This window comes from Janthinobacterium sp., assembly GCF_031995485.1.
GTDB lineage: Bacteria > Pseudomonadota > Gammaproteobacteria > Burkholderiales > Burkholderiaceae_D > Janthinobacterium.
This window is the reverse complement of sequence record NZ_DAMAGB010000028.1, coordinates 33,654-49,041: the sequence shown is the minus strand read 5'-3', so window position 1 is coordinate 49,041 and position 15,388 is coordinate 33,654. Positions and strand designations below refer to the sequence as shown.

The following is a 15,388-nucleotide window of genomic DNA, read 5'->3' as shown; positions in this document are numbered from 1 at the left end:
GGTTAATCCATGCTCATCCGCATCGGCACATACGCAATCCCATCGGCCTCCACCCGCGGCCCCGTCGCCACAAAACCCAGTCGCTCATAAAACGGCAAGGCATATACCGAGGAGTTGACGGTAAACGCCGTCACCTCGCCCCTGGCCAGCGACGCATCGCGCGCCGCCTGCCACAGTTTCAGCGCCAGGCCGCGCCGGTGCAGCGCGCGCGGCACGAACAGGTGGAACAGATGGGTGTTGTCGCGCATGGCCACCACGCCCGCCAACTCGCCAGCGAGATGCGCGATCTGGTAATGGTATTTGTCCTGCGACAGATAGCCTTGCATGGCCGGCAGGCGGCAGTGCTCGATGAATTTTTCCGCCCCGGCGCCATCCGGATGCAGGGTCAGGAACGGCATCAGGTCGTCGATCAGGGCCACGATGGCGGGCGCGTCGGCAACCAGAGCCGGACGCAGGGTCAGTTCAGTCAGGTTCATCATGGACAAATCATGCCATGCAGTCATACCCCCCTGCAACCTTCAACAGAAATCACGGCTGCTGGTGCGCAACCGCCCCAGCAGATGCGACATGTCGACCAGCCGCTTGGCCACCAGGTTGCGCACGATGCCCTCCTGCTGCCAGATGCCATACACGCCCAGCAAGGGCGCGCCCAGCACCTCCTTGCGCTGCTCTTCCACCAGCGACGGCCAGACGATCACATTGACCGTGCCCGTCTCGTCCTCCAGCGTCAGGAACAGCACGCCCTTGGCCGTGCCGGGGCGCTGGCGCACGGTAACGATGCCGCAGGCGCGTGCCAGTTGCCCGTTGCTGTAACAGCGCAAGGTCGAGGCCGGCATAAAGCGCTGCGCCAGCAATTGCGTGCGCAGCAGCGCCAGCGGATGGCGGCCCAGCGTCAGTCCCTGCGCGCGGTAGTCGCTGACGATGGTGGCGCCTTCGGTCGGCGTGGACAATTGCGGCAAGTCTTCTTGCGGCGTGGTGGCGCGCAGCAAGTCACGGTCGGGCACGGCGCCGGCCGCCTGCCACAAAGCTTCGTGGCGGTTGCCGGCCAGCACCTGCAGCGCATTGCCGCCGGCCAGGATCTGCAGGTCGTGGCGATCGAGTCCGGCCCGCCGCGCCAGGTCGGCCACGTCACGAAACGCGGCGATGGCGCGCGCCTCCTCGATGCGCTGGGCAGACTCGGCGCGCATGCTGAACAGCGTATTGAAACCGAGCCGCACGGCCGGCGCGGCGAAGTCGCCTTCCAGCGCCGCTTCCCAGCCACTGACGGCCACATCCACCGGAAGCACCGGCACGCCATGGCGGCGCGCATCCTGCACCAGTTGCGAGGGGCTGTAAAACCCCATCGGCTGGCTGTTGAGCAAGGCGCACAAAAAGGCGGCCGGTTCGTGGCATTTCAGCCAGGAACTGGCATACGTCAGCAGCGCAAAACTGGCCGCATGCGACTCGGGAAAACCATATTCGCCAAAGCCTTCGATCTGGCTGAAGATGGCGTCGGCAAACTCCTTTTCATAGCCGTTGTCGACCATGGCGTCGACGATGCGGTCGTGGTAATTGTTCATGCCGCCCTTGCGCTTCCAGGCCGCCATGGCGCGCCGCAGCTGGTCGGCTTCACCGGGCGTGAAATCGGCGGCAATGATCGCCACCTGCATCACCTGCTCCTGGAAAATCGGGATGCCCAGCGTACGTCCCAGCGCTTTTTCCAGGCCCCTGGGATAAGTCACGGCTTCCTTCTGCTGGCGCCGCTGCAAATATGGATGGACCATGCCGCCCTGGATCGGGCCGGGCCGCACCAGCGCCACTTCGATCACCAGGTCGTAGAACTCGCGTGGACGCAGGCGCGGCAGCATGCTCATCTGCGCGCGCGATTCGATCTGGAACACGCCGATGGTGTCGGCTTCGCAGATCATGTCATACGTCGCCTTGTCTTCGGCGGGCACATCCTGCATCACGAACGGCTCGCCCCGGCGCAGGCTGACCAGCTCGAAAGCGCGCCGCAGCGCCGACAGCATGCCCAGCGCCAGCACGTCGACCTTCATCAGGCCCAGTTCCTCCAGGTCGTCCTTGTCCCATTCGATCACGCTGCGGTCAAGCATGGTGGCGTTCTCGATCGGCACCAGGCGCGACAGCTTGCCCTGCGCGATCACGAAGCCGCCCGGATGCTGCGACAGGTGGCGCGGAAAGCCCAGCAGCTGCTGCGCCAGCGTGGCCCACTGGCGCGACAGCGGCGCGTCCGGGTCGAGCCCGCTTTCGGCCAGGCGGTTCAGCAGGTCGCGCTTGCTGTCGAACCAGCGGTGCGCCTTGCTGACCTTGTCGACAATGGCCAGGTCCACGCCCAGCGCGCGGCCGCTGTCGCGCAAGGCGCTCTTCGGACGGTAGCAGATCACCACGGCTGCCAGCGCGGCACGCCGCCGGCCATATTTGGCGTAGATATACTGAATCACTTCCTCGCGCCGCTGGTGCTCGAAATCGACATCGATATCGGGCGGCTCGTTGCGCTCGCGCGACATGAAACGCTCGACCAGGCTGTTGCCGCGCGCCGGATCGACCTCGGTAATGTAGAGGCAATAGCAGACGGCCGAATTGGCGGCCGAGCCCCGGCCCTGGCACAAGATATTTTGCGAGCGGGCAAAGCGCACGATGTCGTACACGGTCAGAAAATACGGTTCGTATTCCAGGTCGGCGATCAGCTCCAGCTCGTGCTCGATCTGCTGCTGCACATTGGCCGGTATGCCCAGCGGAAAACGCGTGCGCGCGCCGTGATAGGTTTCTTCGCGCAGATAGCTGGCCGGCGTCTGGCCGGGCGGCACCAGCTCATCGGGATATTCATAGCGCAGGCTGTCGAGATTGAAGGTGCACCTGCCGGCGATGCGCACGGTTTCCGCCAGCGCGTGGGGCGGATAGACATTGGCCAGGCGCAGGCGCGTGCGCAGGTGCTGCTCCGCGTTCTGCGCCAGCGCATAGCCGCACTCGGCCACCGGCTTGCCGACGCGCACGGCGCACAGGGTGTCGAGCAAGGGCTTGCGCGAGCGCACATGCATGCAGACATGGCCGACCGCCGCCACCGGCAAGCCCAGCGCCTGCGCCGCCACATGCACGGCGATGCGGTGCGCATCGTCCTGCGCGCGCAGCAGCAGGTTCAGGCCGATCCAGTTGCGCGGCTTTTTCTCGCCGCCCTCCTCGTCCGCTTCCATGGCAAACGTGGACTGCATCCATGCGCCCTGCGCGCGCAAGGCGTCCGGTTCGGCCGGATAAGCGGGCAGCAAGATCATCAGGCAGCCCGGCAAACCTTTCAGGTGCGCAAACTCGGGCGACGGCGCCGTAAAGTCCCCGGGCGTGAGCAGATAGCGGCCCTTGGCCGCGCGCGTGCGCGCCATCGTGATCAGCTCGGACAGATTGCCGTAGCCCTCCCGGTTTTTCGCCAGCGCCAGCAGCGACCAGGCGGGGCTGCCATCGGCATGCGTGAGATGAAAATGCGCGCCGATAAGCAGAGGGAAATTGGCCCGCCTGGCCACGCCGTGCGCACGCACCACGCCAGCCAGCGAGCACTCGTCGGTAATCGCCAGCGCCCGGTAGCCGAGTTCGACGGCGCGCGCCACCAGCTCCTGCGCATGCGAGGCGCCGTGCAGGAAGCTGAAGTTGGTCAGGCAGAACAACTCTGCATAGTCGGGCAGGCCGGCAAGCGCCATGATGTACCTCAATACTGTATATAAACACAGTAATTATACTCAAGTCAAAACTGGCCACTCGGTTATGCTTGTGCTTCCTCTTTAGTTTCCCTTGCATAAGCAGAGCCATGACCATCCATCTCCTGAAATGTTTCGGCGCCGCGCCCGGTGGCGGCAACCCGGCGCTGGTGGTCGAACACGACGCCGGCACGGAAACACAGCGCCAGCAATTTGCGCAGGAGCGCAAAATCAGCGCCTGCGTGTTTATCGACCACCAACCCGATGGCGCCATCGTGCTCGACTATTTTTATCCGCACACGCGCAGCCCGCTGTGCCTGCATGCGACGCTGGCCGCGGCGCATGTGCTGCTCACAAAGCCCGGCGCACCGGCCAGCCTGACGGTGCGCACGGCCATGCGCGGCCAAGCGCTGCTGCTGGGGCGGCGCAGCACGGATCTGTTTGTCGGCCTGGCGCCACAGGTGCCGCCGCCGGTGGCGCTGGAACGCCATGTGCCATCCGAACTGATGGGCCAGCACATGCAGCTGGTGTCGCCGCCGGTGATCGCTTCCGTCGGCAGCCCCAAGCTGCTGCTGGAAGTGGCCGACAGCACCACCCTGCGCGCGCTGCGGCCGAATCTGGAACTGATCGCCGACTGGGGCCGGCTGCATGGCGTCAATGGCTGCTATGTGTATTGCAAGCTGGGCGATGGACACTATGAAGGGCGCAACTTCAACCACCTCGATCCGGCGCTGGAAGACAGCGCCACCGGCGTGGCGGCTGGCGCGCTGGCACATCACTTGCAACAGTCGCTGAGCCTGTCGCAAGGATACGTGACGGAGCAGCCTTGCCTGATCCGGGTACGGCATGAAACAGGCCAGATCTGGGTGGGCGGAATGGTGCAAAGCAGCACCTGAACGGGGCAGCATGCACCATGGCAATGCAAGCCATTACAGGGCCATGGCAAGATGTACCAGGAAACAACAGTTACGCTTTATTTGTAATAAGAAAATACGGTATTGCTGGCAGATAGTGAAAAATTCACACTAGAATCAGGTGACAAAATCACTTGGAGATACCCGCGTGCCGACCCTGACTACCCTGCGTAAAGCCGTTCTCATCAGCCTGTATGGCAGCGCCGCCCTCGGCGTTTTCGCTGCGCCCGCCATGGCGCAAACCAGCGATGCCGGCAGCACAGCCGACGCGGGCGCCGTGCAAACGGTCAGCGTGGTCGGTTCGCGCCGCGTCAGCGCCAGTTCCTCCACCGACACCATGGTGCCGGTCGACATCATCCCGATGACCAAGGTAGCGGAGCAAGGCGGCCAGTTCGACCTGGGGCAGTCGCTGCAGTATATTTCGCCGTCGTTCAACTCGACGCGCCAGACCGGCGCCGATGGCGCCGACCTGGTCGACTCGGCCGCCCTGCGCGGCCTGGGTTCGGACCAGACGCTGGTGCTGGTCAACGGCAAGCGCCGCCACACCACCGCGCTGGTCAACCTGTTCGGCGCGCGCAACCGCGGCAACACCGGCACCGACATGAATGCGATTCCGCTGCTGGCGATCAAGAACGTGCAGGTACTGCGCGATGGCGCGGCCGCCCAGTACGGCTCGGACGCGATTGCCGGCGTGATCGATATCGAATTGAAGAAAAGCCTGGGCTGCGAAGCGGTGGCCGGCTACAGCCAGTATTCGGAAGGCGACGGCAAGAACTACACCACTTCGGCCTATTGCGGCATCGCGCTGGGCGACAAGGGCACCATCGCGATCACCGGCGAATACCTGGACCGTGGCCGCTCGAACCGCGCCGAGGCCGACAGCATGCGCATCATCGGCGACACCAAATCGGAAAACAAGACGCTGTACGTGAATGGCGACTACGCCACCAGCGCCACCAGCAAGCTGTACTTCACGGCCGGCGCGCAGACGCGTGACGCATCGAGCGCCGCGTTTGGCCGCGGCGGCATCGGCAGCGACGATATCCCATCGCGCAATTCGGCCGCCATGTACCCGAACGGCTTCGTGCCTTTCATCAACGGCAAGATCGACGACCAGTACGCCACCCTCGGCCACCGCGGCCAGATCGGCGAATGGAATGCGGATTTCTCGCAGACCTATGGCTACAACAAGATGCGCTACGACATCAGCAACACGCTGAACGCCTCGATCGCCAACCTCGACTTGCTGAACGGCGGCCAGGGCATCAGCCCGAGCCGCTTTGACGCGGGCGGCTTCTCGTTCCAGCAGCTGACCACCAATGCCGACTTCAGCCGCTACTACGACACCGTGCTGCGCGGCATGAACGTCGCCTTCGGCGCCGAATACCGCAGCGAGGAATACAAGATCGTGGCCGGCGAACCCGGTTCCTACAGCGACGCCGACGGCGTCGGCGTGGGCGGCAATGCGGGCAGCCAGGGCTTCCCCGGCTTCCAGCCCGGTGACGCCACCAAGGCCAAGCGCCACAGCATCGCCGCCTATGGCGACGTGGAACTGGACATCACCGAGCGCCTGAAAACCCAGGGCGCCGTGCGCTACGAGAAATTCAGCGACTTCGGCTCCACCGTCACCGGCAAGCTGGCCGCCAGCTACAAGGCCGCGCAAGATGTCCTGCTGCGCGGTTCGGCCAGCACCGGCTTCCGCGCGCCGTCGCTGCAGCAGGTGTATTTCTCGTCGACCTTTACCGACTTTATCGGCGGCGTGCCGACCGACGTGGTGCTGGCGCCAAACGGCGGCGCGGTCGCCAATGCGGCCGGCATCCCGAAACTGAAGGAAGAAAAATCCACCAGTTTTACCCTGGGCGCCACCTGGACGCCGACCCAAGCCGTGTCCGTCACGGCCGACCTGTACAACATCAAGATCAAGGACCGCATCGTGCTGTCGGGCCGCTTCAACGCCGACAACTACCCGGACCTGGCCGCGCGCCTGTCGCTGCTGGGCGTGGGCGAAGCGCAGTTCTTCGTCAACTCGATCGACACGCGCACGCGCGGCCTGGACCTGACCGCTTCGCACAAGGGCGAGCTGTTCAGCAACCGCCTGAACACCTTCCTGGCGCTGAACCTGAGCAAAACGGAAGTCACCAAAGTCAAGACGCCAGCGTCCCTGGCTGGCTTTGAAGACGTGCTGCTGTCCGAACGCGAACGCCTGTTCATTGAGCAGGGCGGCCCCCGTTCGAAAGCCACGCTGGGTTTTGACTACCTGACCGGCAAGCTCGAATCGAACCTGCGCGTGATCCACTTCGGTCCGCAAACCCTGGGCACCTTCAGCGGCACCGCCGAAGGCGTGCCGAACGCGCGCTACAAGGCCAAGACCTCGGCCGACCTGAGCTTTACCTACAGCATCACCAAAAACACCAAGCTGACTTTTGGCGGCAACAACATCTTCAACGTCAAGCCTACCACGCAGAACGCCGACGAGACCGACAACGGCTTCAAATACGACAGCGTGCAGTTCGGCCTGAATGGCGCGTCCTACTTCGGACGGCTGTGGGTGAAGTTCTGACCTGAGCGGGTCTTCTGAAAACGACAGCGGCTGCGCCAGGATGGGCAGCCGCTGTCGTTGGTGGCGCCCTCATTATTCCGGTATCAATTGACAAGTTGCCTGCCCACAACGAAATCAGGCTGAAAATTGCTTTTTAGAATTTTTCATGGGACACTGGATTCAGCAATTAAAATCGAAATAACCGAACCATTTATTTCGTCATTCCCCGCACCCAGCCCCGTGCCCACGATAGCGCACCCTGTTGACCCGCCTGCCCCGGTGGCCGGCTCAGCCTGCGCCATCAGCGGCCCCCCGCCTTCGACATTGCAGTGCCTGACCCGATCGATAGCCCCATGACGCCCATCGACTTCCATTTCGTGTGTCCGTGACGTCCTGAACCAACGACGTATATGGACCATAGGTAGCTAATCATTCCAAAGGAATGTCATGAAAAACTTATCCGTACGCACCCAGCTTGCTGCTGCCTTCGGTGCCATCACATTGCTGCTGGCAGGGATCGCTGTCATTGCCATCATCAGCATGTCGCATCAGTCAGCAACTTTTGAAGATTATGTGCATGGCGTGCGCGCACGGTCCGAAGCGGCCCATATCGTGCGCGAAGCGGTCGGAATGCGCGCCGTGGCAGCAAGGAATCTGGTTCTGGTGACTACCCCGGCCGACCGTGATGCGGAGAAGAAGATTGTCTTCCAGGCCCAGGAAGACGTGGTGTCCAATCTGCGCACGCTGAAAGAGCTGGCCCGCGATGCCTCCGTGTCGGACGATGCGCGCCGCATGATCGCCAAGATCGACAGCATCGAGAAACAATATTCACCCGTGGCGCTGGCGATTGTGGACCTGGCCCTTCAAGGCAGGAAAGAGGAAGCGACCGTCAGGATCAACCAGGAGTGCCGCCCCTTGCTGGCGGCCCTGGTTGCCGCCTCCAATGACTATGCGCAATTTACGACCCGGCACTCGCTGCAACTGATCGAGCAAGCGGAAGACAAGTTCACGGCAGCCAGAAACCAGCTGATTCTCCTCAGCGTGCTCGCGACCGCGCTGGCGATTGCGGCCGGCCTCCTGATCTCGACGCGCCTCCTGAAGGCATTGGGAGAGGAACCCGTCGCTTTATGCGATGCCGTGACCAGGGTGGCCAGTGGCGACCTGACCGGCGAACTGCATGTCAGGCCAGGCGACAGCAGCAGCGTATTGGCTGCGGTACAGCGCATGCAATTGTCGCTGGTGCAGGTAGTGTCCTCGGTTCGCCAGGATTCGGAACTGGTGTCCACCGCCGCAGCGGAAATTTCGATTGGCAATAACGACTTGTCGAACAGGACTGAGCAACAAGCCAGTGCGCTGGAAGAAACCGCTTCCTCGATGGAGGAATTGACGTCGACAGTCAAACAAAACGCCGAGAATGCCCGCCAGGCCAATGTCCTGGCCATCACCGCATCGGACGTGGCGACCAAGGGAGGCGCGGTGGTTTCCCAGGTGGTCGGCACGATGGAGTCGATCAGCGAAGCGTCGCGCCAGATCGTCGACATCATCAGCGTGATCGATGGCATCGCTTTTCAAACCAATATTCTCGCGCTCAATGCCGCGGTGGAAGCGGCCAGGGCCGGTGAGCAGGGGCGCGGATTTGCCGTGGTCGCGTCCGAGGTACGCAGCCTTGCGCAGCGCAGCGCCACCGCCGCCAAGGAAATCAAGGTATTGATCGACAATTCGGTGGAACGGGTGGACCTGGGCACCAGATTCGCCAATGAAGCGGGCGCCACCATGTCCGAGGTGGTCAGCAGCGTGACGCGGGTGACCGATGTGATCGCCGAGATCGTCAGCGCCAGCCAGGAGCAGTCGACGGGAATCGAACAAATCAATCATGCCGTCAGTGCAATGGACAATGTCACTCAGCAAAACGCCTCGCTGGTCGAGGAAGCGGCCGCAGCAGCTGAATCGCTGCGCGTTCAAGCCGACAATCTCGTCAGCACCGTGAGCGTCTTCCAGATCCCGGCAGACGGCGCCCGCCCCGCCGCGCGGCCCACGCTGAGCAATGCCGCCAAGGTGGGCGCTGTGGCCAAGGTGCCCGCACGCGCATTGCCCGCAAAGCGTGCGCCCGTGTCGAATGTCATGCCCTTGTCGCAGGCAAAAACACGCAAGGCAGCGGCTGGCGCGGGTGACTGGGAAGAGTTTTAAGCTCTGCGCATCCTCATTGCCTGCAACCGCATGCCCATTCAGCCCCCGGCAGCCGCCAATACCGCAATTTCGCGCTGCATGTTCTCGATCGCCCGCTCGTTATACTGGTTGGCAAAATATGCATCGCCAAACAATTGCCCGGCCTGCGCTTTGGCGCTCAAATGCTGCAGGGCCAGGCCTCGCTGCGTATTGAAGTGGGCCGGTTCGACATGCGCGTATTCGCGCCCTATCGCCTGGGTATAGGCCTGGTAGACTTCCTCGTCCTGGCCCAGGATGGCCAGGTCGGCGCCCAGCATGACTTCCTTCAGTGCATGTGCGATCGCCGGGCCCTGGAAGTGGTCGGTGGCGCGGATCAGCTGCGCCACGTCCTGGTTGTCGCCGGCATCGAGGCCGCTGCCCAGCCACAGCTGGGCGCTGGCCTCTTCGCTCGAGTACAGCGCGTCTTCGTCGTGGCTGTAGACGGCGTCGTGGAACCAGAATGCCTTTTTCACCAGCGCGCTGTCGTGTGGCGACGCGCAGGTGTTGTCGGCCCAGACGCGGATTTCCGACAGGCCGTGCACCAGGTGGTCGAGGTTGTGATAGTGGCGGTCCGCGCCGCCATACGCGTCGGGTCCGGTCAGGTGCTCGAACCAGCGGTCGAACAGCGCGATCTGCTCGCCTGATGCGGCCGCATACTTCCACAGCGCTTCCCACTCCTTGCGCAGGCAATCGAGTATCCAGGCGTGATAGGCGGGGCCGGGGACGAATTTTTTCATGGTCCAGTTCCAGCCGACCGGGCCTTCCAGCGCTTTCACGAAGCTGGAACTGACGGAGCCGAGGTCGCGCGGCGGCATCACGAAAATGGTTTTCGCGCCCTGCAGCACATCGACATTGGTTTGCTGGATCAGGTTTTCGTAGTCGAAATCGGCGGTGGTGCGGATGCCGCGGATCAGGTAGTCGCAGCCATGCTTTTTCGCCGCGCGCGCCGTGTAGTCGCCCTTGACGATCACCACCTGCACATTGTCCCAGCCGCACTCGCGCGCACTCTGCTCGATGATGCGCTTGCGGTCTTCGGCGGGAAACTGCGGCTTCTTGGCGGGGTTTTGCGACAGGAACACGATCACCTCGTCGGCCAGCGAACGGGCTTCGCCGATCACCCACATATGGCCGTTGGTAATGGGGTCGAGGGTGCCTGAAAAACCGATCTTCTGCATGCTGCGCTCCGTTCATTGATGTACTTATTGGGCAGACAATATAGGCCTGCGCCGCGCACGTCAATGCAGCATGCCAAAGATCGGTATCAATTCGCTACTTTTTCAGCGGCAGCGGAAACTCCACCCGCACGCACAGGCCGCCCAGGCGCTCGGACTGGTCCAGCACCAGGCGCGCGCCATGGCGCTCGGCAATCGCCTTGATAATGGCCAGGCCCAGGCCGCTGCCGTTGGCGTCGGTGCCGGGCACGCGGTAGAAGCGGCTGAACACGCGTTCGCGTTCTTCCTCGGGAATGCCGGGGCCGCTGTCTTCCACCGACAGGGTCACGCCGACCGGCGTCGAACGCAGGTCGATATCGACCGTGCCGCCCGATGGGGTGTACTTGATGGCGTTGTCGACCAGGTTGCGCAGCAAAATATTCAGCGCGTCGGCCTGCCCTGCCGCCTTCGCTTCGTCCATATGATGCAGGCCCAGGTCGATCTTGCGCGCCTGTGCCACGCCGGCCATGTCGCCCAGCGCGCGCTTGACGACATCGGTCAGGTCCACCAGCTGCAGCTGGTCGCCGCTGGCGGCACTGGCCTCCTGGCGCGCCAGCACCAGCAGCTGCTCGACCAGCCGCGTGGCCCGCTCGATGCCGGCGCTGACGCGGGAAATCGCCAAGCTGCGTTTTTCTTCCGACTCGGCCCGCTCCAGGCTCAGCACCTGCAATTTGAGTGCTGCCAGCGGCGTGCGCAATTCATGTGCCGCGTCGGCCACGAAATGCTGCTGCGCGTCGAACGCGGTCTTCACGCGCCCGAACAGCAGATTGAGTTCATGCACAAGGGGGCGCACTTCGTCGGGCAGGCCCGATTCCGATACGGGCGAGAGATCGTCGGCCTGGCGCGCCGCCACCTGCTTGCGCACGCGCGAGACGGGCGCCAGCGAACCGCTGACCACCCACCACACCACCAGCATCAGGATCGGCGCCATCAGCGCGATCGGGCCGACCGTGCGCAGCGCCAGGCTGCCGGCCATGCGTTTGCGCACCGCCATGTCCTGCGCGATCTGCACGGTCTGGGAACTGGTCTGCACGGAGAAGATGCGGTAGGTGGTGCCGTTGGCCTTGACGTTGGAAAAGCCCAGCACGGCGCGCTGCGGCAGCTCGGCGCGCGTGATCGAACGGAACACCTGCACCCCGTCCGGCGTCCACACCTGCACCACCATGTCGTTGTTGGCCGGATCGGCCGGCAGCGCCTGCGCGTGGTTGGCCAGCGGCGCGCCCGAGCGCAGCGACAGCGCCATCTGCTGCATGTGGTAGTCGAAGATCTGGTCGGCGTCGTACAGCGCGCTGCGGTAGGCAATCGACGCCTGCGCCAGCGCGGCCATGATGATGGCGGCCAGCAGGAACCACAGCAGGCGGCCGCGCAGCGAGTGCGTTACCGTCACCTTCATTCTCATGCCTTGGGCACCATGTAGCCCAGACCCCGCACGTTCTGGATCAATTCGCTGCCCAGCTTCTTGCGCAGGCCGTGGATATACACTTCGACCGCATTGCTGTTGACCTCATCCTTCCAGCTGTACAGCTTTTCTTCCAGCTGGGCGCGCGACAGCACGATGCCGGGCCGCGCGATCAAGGCTTCCAGTACCGCCCATTCGCGCGCCGACAGGTTGACCGGATGGCCATCGGCGATTACCTCGCGCGTCAGCGGATTGATCGACACGCCCTGGTGTTCGAACACCGGTTCCGGACGGCCCGAGGCGCGCCGCAGCAAGGCGCGGATGCGCGCCAGCAGTTCGTCGAGGTCGTACGGCTTCAACACATAATCGTCGGCGCCGGCGTCCAGGCCCGCGATGCGCTGCTCGATGGCGTCGCGCGCGGTGGCCACCAGCACGGGGGTGTCGAGCTTGCGCAGGCGCATCGAGCGCAGCACTTCCAGGCCATCCTTGCGCGGCAGGCCCAGGTCCAGCAGCACCAGGTCGTAGGTCTGCGTCTGCAGGGCCGTATCGGCCATGTCGCCATCCTTGACCCAGTCCACCGCGTAATGCTCGGCGCGCAGCAGGTCGAGCACTACCTCGCCGATCATGGTGTCGTCTTCTACCAGCAGTAAGCGCATGCTTGTCTCTCTGTTTCGTTATGCTTGCTTTCACCCCAAAAGATGAAAGGCTGGGGTCGGACGGGGACGCCAAGTCCCTGAGGGTCCGACCCCGGTATTTGCAATTGGGTTTGGCCAGATGCTTAGCCCAAACGCACAGGAATAAAAATCTTGTCCGGTCCGCGCTGTATCAGCAGGGCGACCGACTTGGCCGACTTGTCGACCACGTCGCGCACCTGCTCGACGCTATTGACGGGGTGGCCGTTGACCGACAATAACACGTCGCCCGGCTGCACTCCGGCGTTGGCCGCCGCGCCGCCCGCGTCTTCCACCAGCAGGCCCGCGCTGATGCCCGCTTCGCGTTTTTCATCCGATTGTAACGGACGCAGCGCCAGGCCCAGTTTCACCTTGCCGGCCGCGCCATTATTCGGCGCCGCTTCGGCCACCTTGTCGGCGGCATTGCCCAGGGTGGCCGTGACGGTGACGATCTTGCCTTCGCGCCAGACGTCCATATTGATCTTGTCACCCGGCAGCGCGATGCCGACCATGGCCGGCAAGTCGCCCGAGGCGATAATGCGCTCGCCATTCATCTTGCGGATCACGTCGCCCGACTTCAACCCCGCCTTGTCGGCCGGGCTGCCACGTTCCACGTTCGCCACCAGCGCGCCTTCCGGCGTGGCCAGCTTGAACGAGTCGGCAAAGCCCTGGTTGACTTCCTGCACCGTCACGCCCAGCTTGGCGTGGCTGGCCTTGCCGGTGGCGACGATCTGGTCCTTGATGCGGCCGGCCAGGTCGATCGGAATTGCGAACGACAGGCCCTGGAAGCCGCCCGTCTGGCTGTAGATCTGCGAATTGATGCCGACCACTTCACCGCGCGTATTGAACAGCGGACCGCCCGAGTTGCCGGGGTTGACCGCCACATCGGTCTGGATGAAGGGCACGTTGCTGTCGTCCGGCAAGGAGCGGCCCTTGGCGCTGACCACGCCGGCCGTCACCGTGCTGTCGAAACCGTACGGCGAGCCGATGGCCAGCACCCACTCGCCCACTTTCAGGTCGTTCGAGTGGCCGAGCGGCACCACCGGCAGGTTGTTGGCGTCGATTTTCAGCACCGCGATATCGGTCTTCGGATCGGAGCCGAGCACCTTGGCGCGGAACTCGCGGCGGTCGTTCAGCTTGACGGTCACTTCGCGCGCATCGCGCACCACGTGGGCGTTGGTCATGATGATGCCGTCGGGACTGACGATAAAGCCGGAACCGAGACCGTGGGTTGGCACATCGCGGCCGCCGCGCTGGCCGCCTTGCGGACCCTGGAAGCGGCGGAAAAATTCGAGGAAAGGATCATTGCCGAAATCGTCGGCGCCGGCCTGGCCGGACGTATCGAGCGCCACCTTGGTGCTGCCGGTCACGCTGATATTGACGACGGCCGGGCTGTTGCGCGCGGCGATCTGGCTGAAGTCGGGCAAGGCCACCAGCGGCGCGCCGGCAGCGGCAGGCGCTGCGGCGGCGGCCACCGGGGCGGCGGCCGGTGCGCCATTGGCGCCGGCATTATTCTGATGCACCATCATGGCGCCACCGGCGCCGAGCACACCGATCGCGGCCAGCGCGGCTACGGTGCGTTTGATTTTCAGTGATGGGCTGACTGCTTGATGTTCCATGGATTGCTCCTCATTCAATGAGACTTTGATGTATGCAATAGTGGGCCACCAGACTTAGGCGCTGCTTAACATTTTTCCATTAAGAAACAAGCGTTACCCCATTTAAGCATCGTCTAATTGTGTGTTTCCGGGGAGTCCGGACGTGACACTGGCCGGATCGACCGGCCAGTATTTTACTGCATCAGAAGGAGGGAGAATCCTTCTGCCCTTTCAGTTCGGCTGAAGGCTGGACTGAAGGATCAGGCTGCCTGGCGCTGTTCCAGTGCGCTGACGTTGCCATCAACCACGGTGCCGACCACGTCGCCGCTGCCGGCGCCGATTTCGATCTTGCGCGGTTTCAGCGCTTCCGGCACTTCACGCACCAGCTCGATCGTCAGCATGCCGTTTTCAAACGTGGCGCCCGTGACCTTCACATGGTTGGCCAGCTGGAAGCGCTGTTCGAAATCGCGCGCTGCGATGCCGCGGTGCAGGAAGGTGCGCTCGACGCCATCTTTCTGCTTGCGGCCGGTGACGTGCAGCGAGTCGCGTTCGGTGATGATGTCGATTTCGGCACGGTTGAAGCCAGCCAGCGCCATCACGATGCGGTACTTGTCTTCCGACACCAGTTCGATGTTGTACGGTGGGTAGCTCGGCTGCGCATCGGCGCGCTGATCGTTGAGCAACTGGGCCAGGCGGTCAAAGCCGATGGCGGAACGATACAGGGGAGCAAGGTCAAATGTACGCATGATAAATATCCTTTTCAAGTTAAGCGATAAGAGGAGCGGACCTCACGATGAGCATCCGCTTGCTATCCAATCTAAGGACGATCAAGAGGCCTTCAAGGCCTTGAAAAACACGATTTTTGCCCCAGTCGGCAAAAAAAATGTAACAAAATTGTTTCAGGAATCAGGCGTCCGCATGCAAGGCAAAGATCAGTGCGGTGCGGTTGCTCACGCCCAGCTTCTGGTAAATCATGTGCAGCTGATTGCGCACCGTGGCCGGCGATTTGTCGAGCGAACGGGCGATCAGTTTGTAGGGCGTGCCCTGCATGGCCATGGCGGCCACCGCCCGTTCCGCAGGTGTCAGGCGCTGCATGGCGCCGCTGCCGCCAGCTTGCAAGCTCGTGCCGTGCTGTCTCATGGTCGATAGATCCTTGTCATTGGCGGGA

Annotated in this window: 11 protein-coding genes; 3 read left to right on the top strand and 8 right to left on the bottom strand. The window is 63.4% G+C overall.

Annotation, left to right across the window (positions count from 1 at the left end; genetic code table 11):
• Positions 1–2 precede the first annotated feature (2 nt).
• The gene (locus RTQ46_RS16020) at positions 3–479 is read right to left on the bottom strand and encodes a GNAT family N-acetyltransferase (protein ID WP_312438050.1); all 477 of its coding nucleotides are present in this window, start codon (positions 477–479) and stop codon (positions 3–5) included.
• 39 nt (positions 480–518) lie between these two features.
• The gene (locus RTQ46_RS16015) at positions 519–3,686 is read right to left on the bottom strand and encodes an error-prone DNA polymerase (RefSeq protein WP_312438049.1); all 3,168 of its coding nucleotides are present in this window, start codon (positions 3,684–3,686) and stop codon (positions 519–521) included.
• Positions 3,687–3,793: 107 nt separating this feature from the next.
• Here RTQ46_RS16015 and RTQ46_RS16010 point away from each other — a divergent pair, with 107 nt between their 5' ends.
• The 3 genes from RTQ46_RS16010 (at position 3,794) to RTQ46_RS16000 (ending at position 9,323) form a co-directional block, all read left to right on the top strand.
• Positions 3,794–4,579 carry a PhzF family phenazine biosynthesis protein gene (locus tag RTQ46_RS16010; RefSeq protein ID WP_312438047.1) on the top strand — a complete coding sequence of 262 codons (786 nt, stop codon included), beginning with the start codon at positions 3,794–3,796 and terminating at the stop codon, positions 4,577–4,579.
• Positions 4,580–4,745: 166 nt separating this feature from the next.
• Entirely contained in the window at positions 4,746–7,157 is a 2,412-nt protein-coding gene (locus RTQ46_RS16005) for a TonB-dependent receptor (RefSeq protein WP_312438045.1), read from the top strand.
• 426 nt (positions 7,158–7,583) lie between these two features.
• Positions 7,584–9,323: a methyl-accepting chemotaxis protein gene (locus tag RTQ46_RS16000; protein ID WP_312438043.1), complete on the top strand. Its 1,740-nt coding sequence runs from the start codon at positions 7,584–7,586 to the stop codon at positions 9,321–9,323.
• Positions 9,324–9,361: 38 nt separating this feature from the next.
• Here RTQ46_RS16000 and coaD read toward each other — a convergent pair whose 3' ends face one another.
• The 6 genes from coaD to RTQ46_RS15970 all read right to left on the bottom strand — a co-directional run bounded on the left by coaD (position 9,362) and on the right by RTQ46_RS15970 (position 15,360).
• Positions 9,362–10,516, bottom strand: a complete 1,155-nt coding sequence (gene coaD / locus RTQ46_RS15995) for a pantetheine-phosphate adenylyltransferase (RefSeq protein WP_312438042.1) — start codon at positions 10,514–10,516, stop codon at positions 9,362–9,364.
• A gap of 94 nt (positions 10,517–10,610) precedes the next feature.
• A complete protein-coding gene (locus RTQ46_RS15990) occupies positions 10,611–11,945 on the bottom strand; it encodes an ATP-binding protein (RefSeq protein ID WP_312438041.1) in 1,335 nt (444 codons plus the stop codon).
• A gap of 2 nt (positions 11,946–11,947) precedes the next feature.
• A complete protein-coding gene (locus tag RTQ46_RS15985) occupies positions 11,948–12,607 on the bottom strand; it encodes a response regulator transcription factor (protein ID WP_183675758.1) in 660 nt (219 codons plus the stop codon).
• Positions 12,608–12,729: 122 nt separating this feature from the next.
• The gene (locus RTQ46_RS15980) at positions 12,730–14,241 is read right to left on the bottom strand and encodes a Do family serine endopeptidase (protein WP_312438039.1); all 1,512 of its coding nucleotides are present in this window, start codon (positions 14,239–14,241) and stop codon (positions 12,730–12,732) included.
• A 239-nt stretch (positions 14,242–14,480) separates the two neighbouring features.
• The gene (locus tag RTQ46_RS15975) at positions 14,481–14,966 is read right to left on the bottom strand and encodes an Hsp20 family protein (protein ID WP_312438037.1); all 486 of its coding nucleotides are present in this window, start codon (positions 14,964–14,966) and stop codon (positions 14,481–14,483) included.
• A 160-nt stretch (positions 14,967–15,126) separates the two neighbouring features.
• Complete coding sequence (locus RTQ46_RS15970) at positions 15,127–15,360, bottom strand: helix-turn-helix transcriptional regulator (protein WP_312438035.1); 234 nt, start codon at positions 15,358–15,360, stop codon at positions 15,127–15,129.
• Between the last annotated feature and the right edge of the window lie 28 nt (positions 15,361–15,388).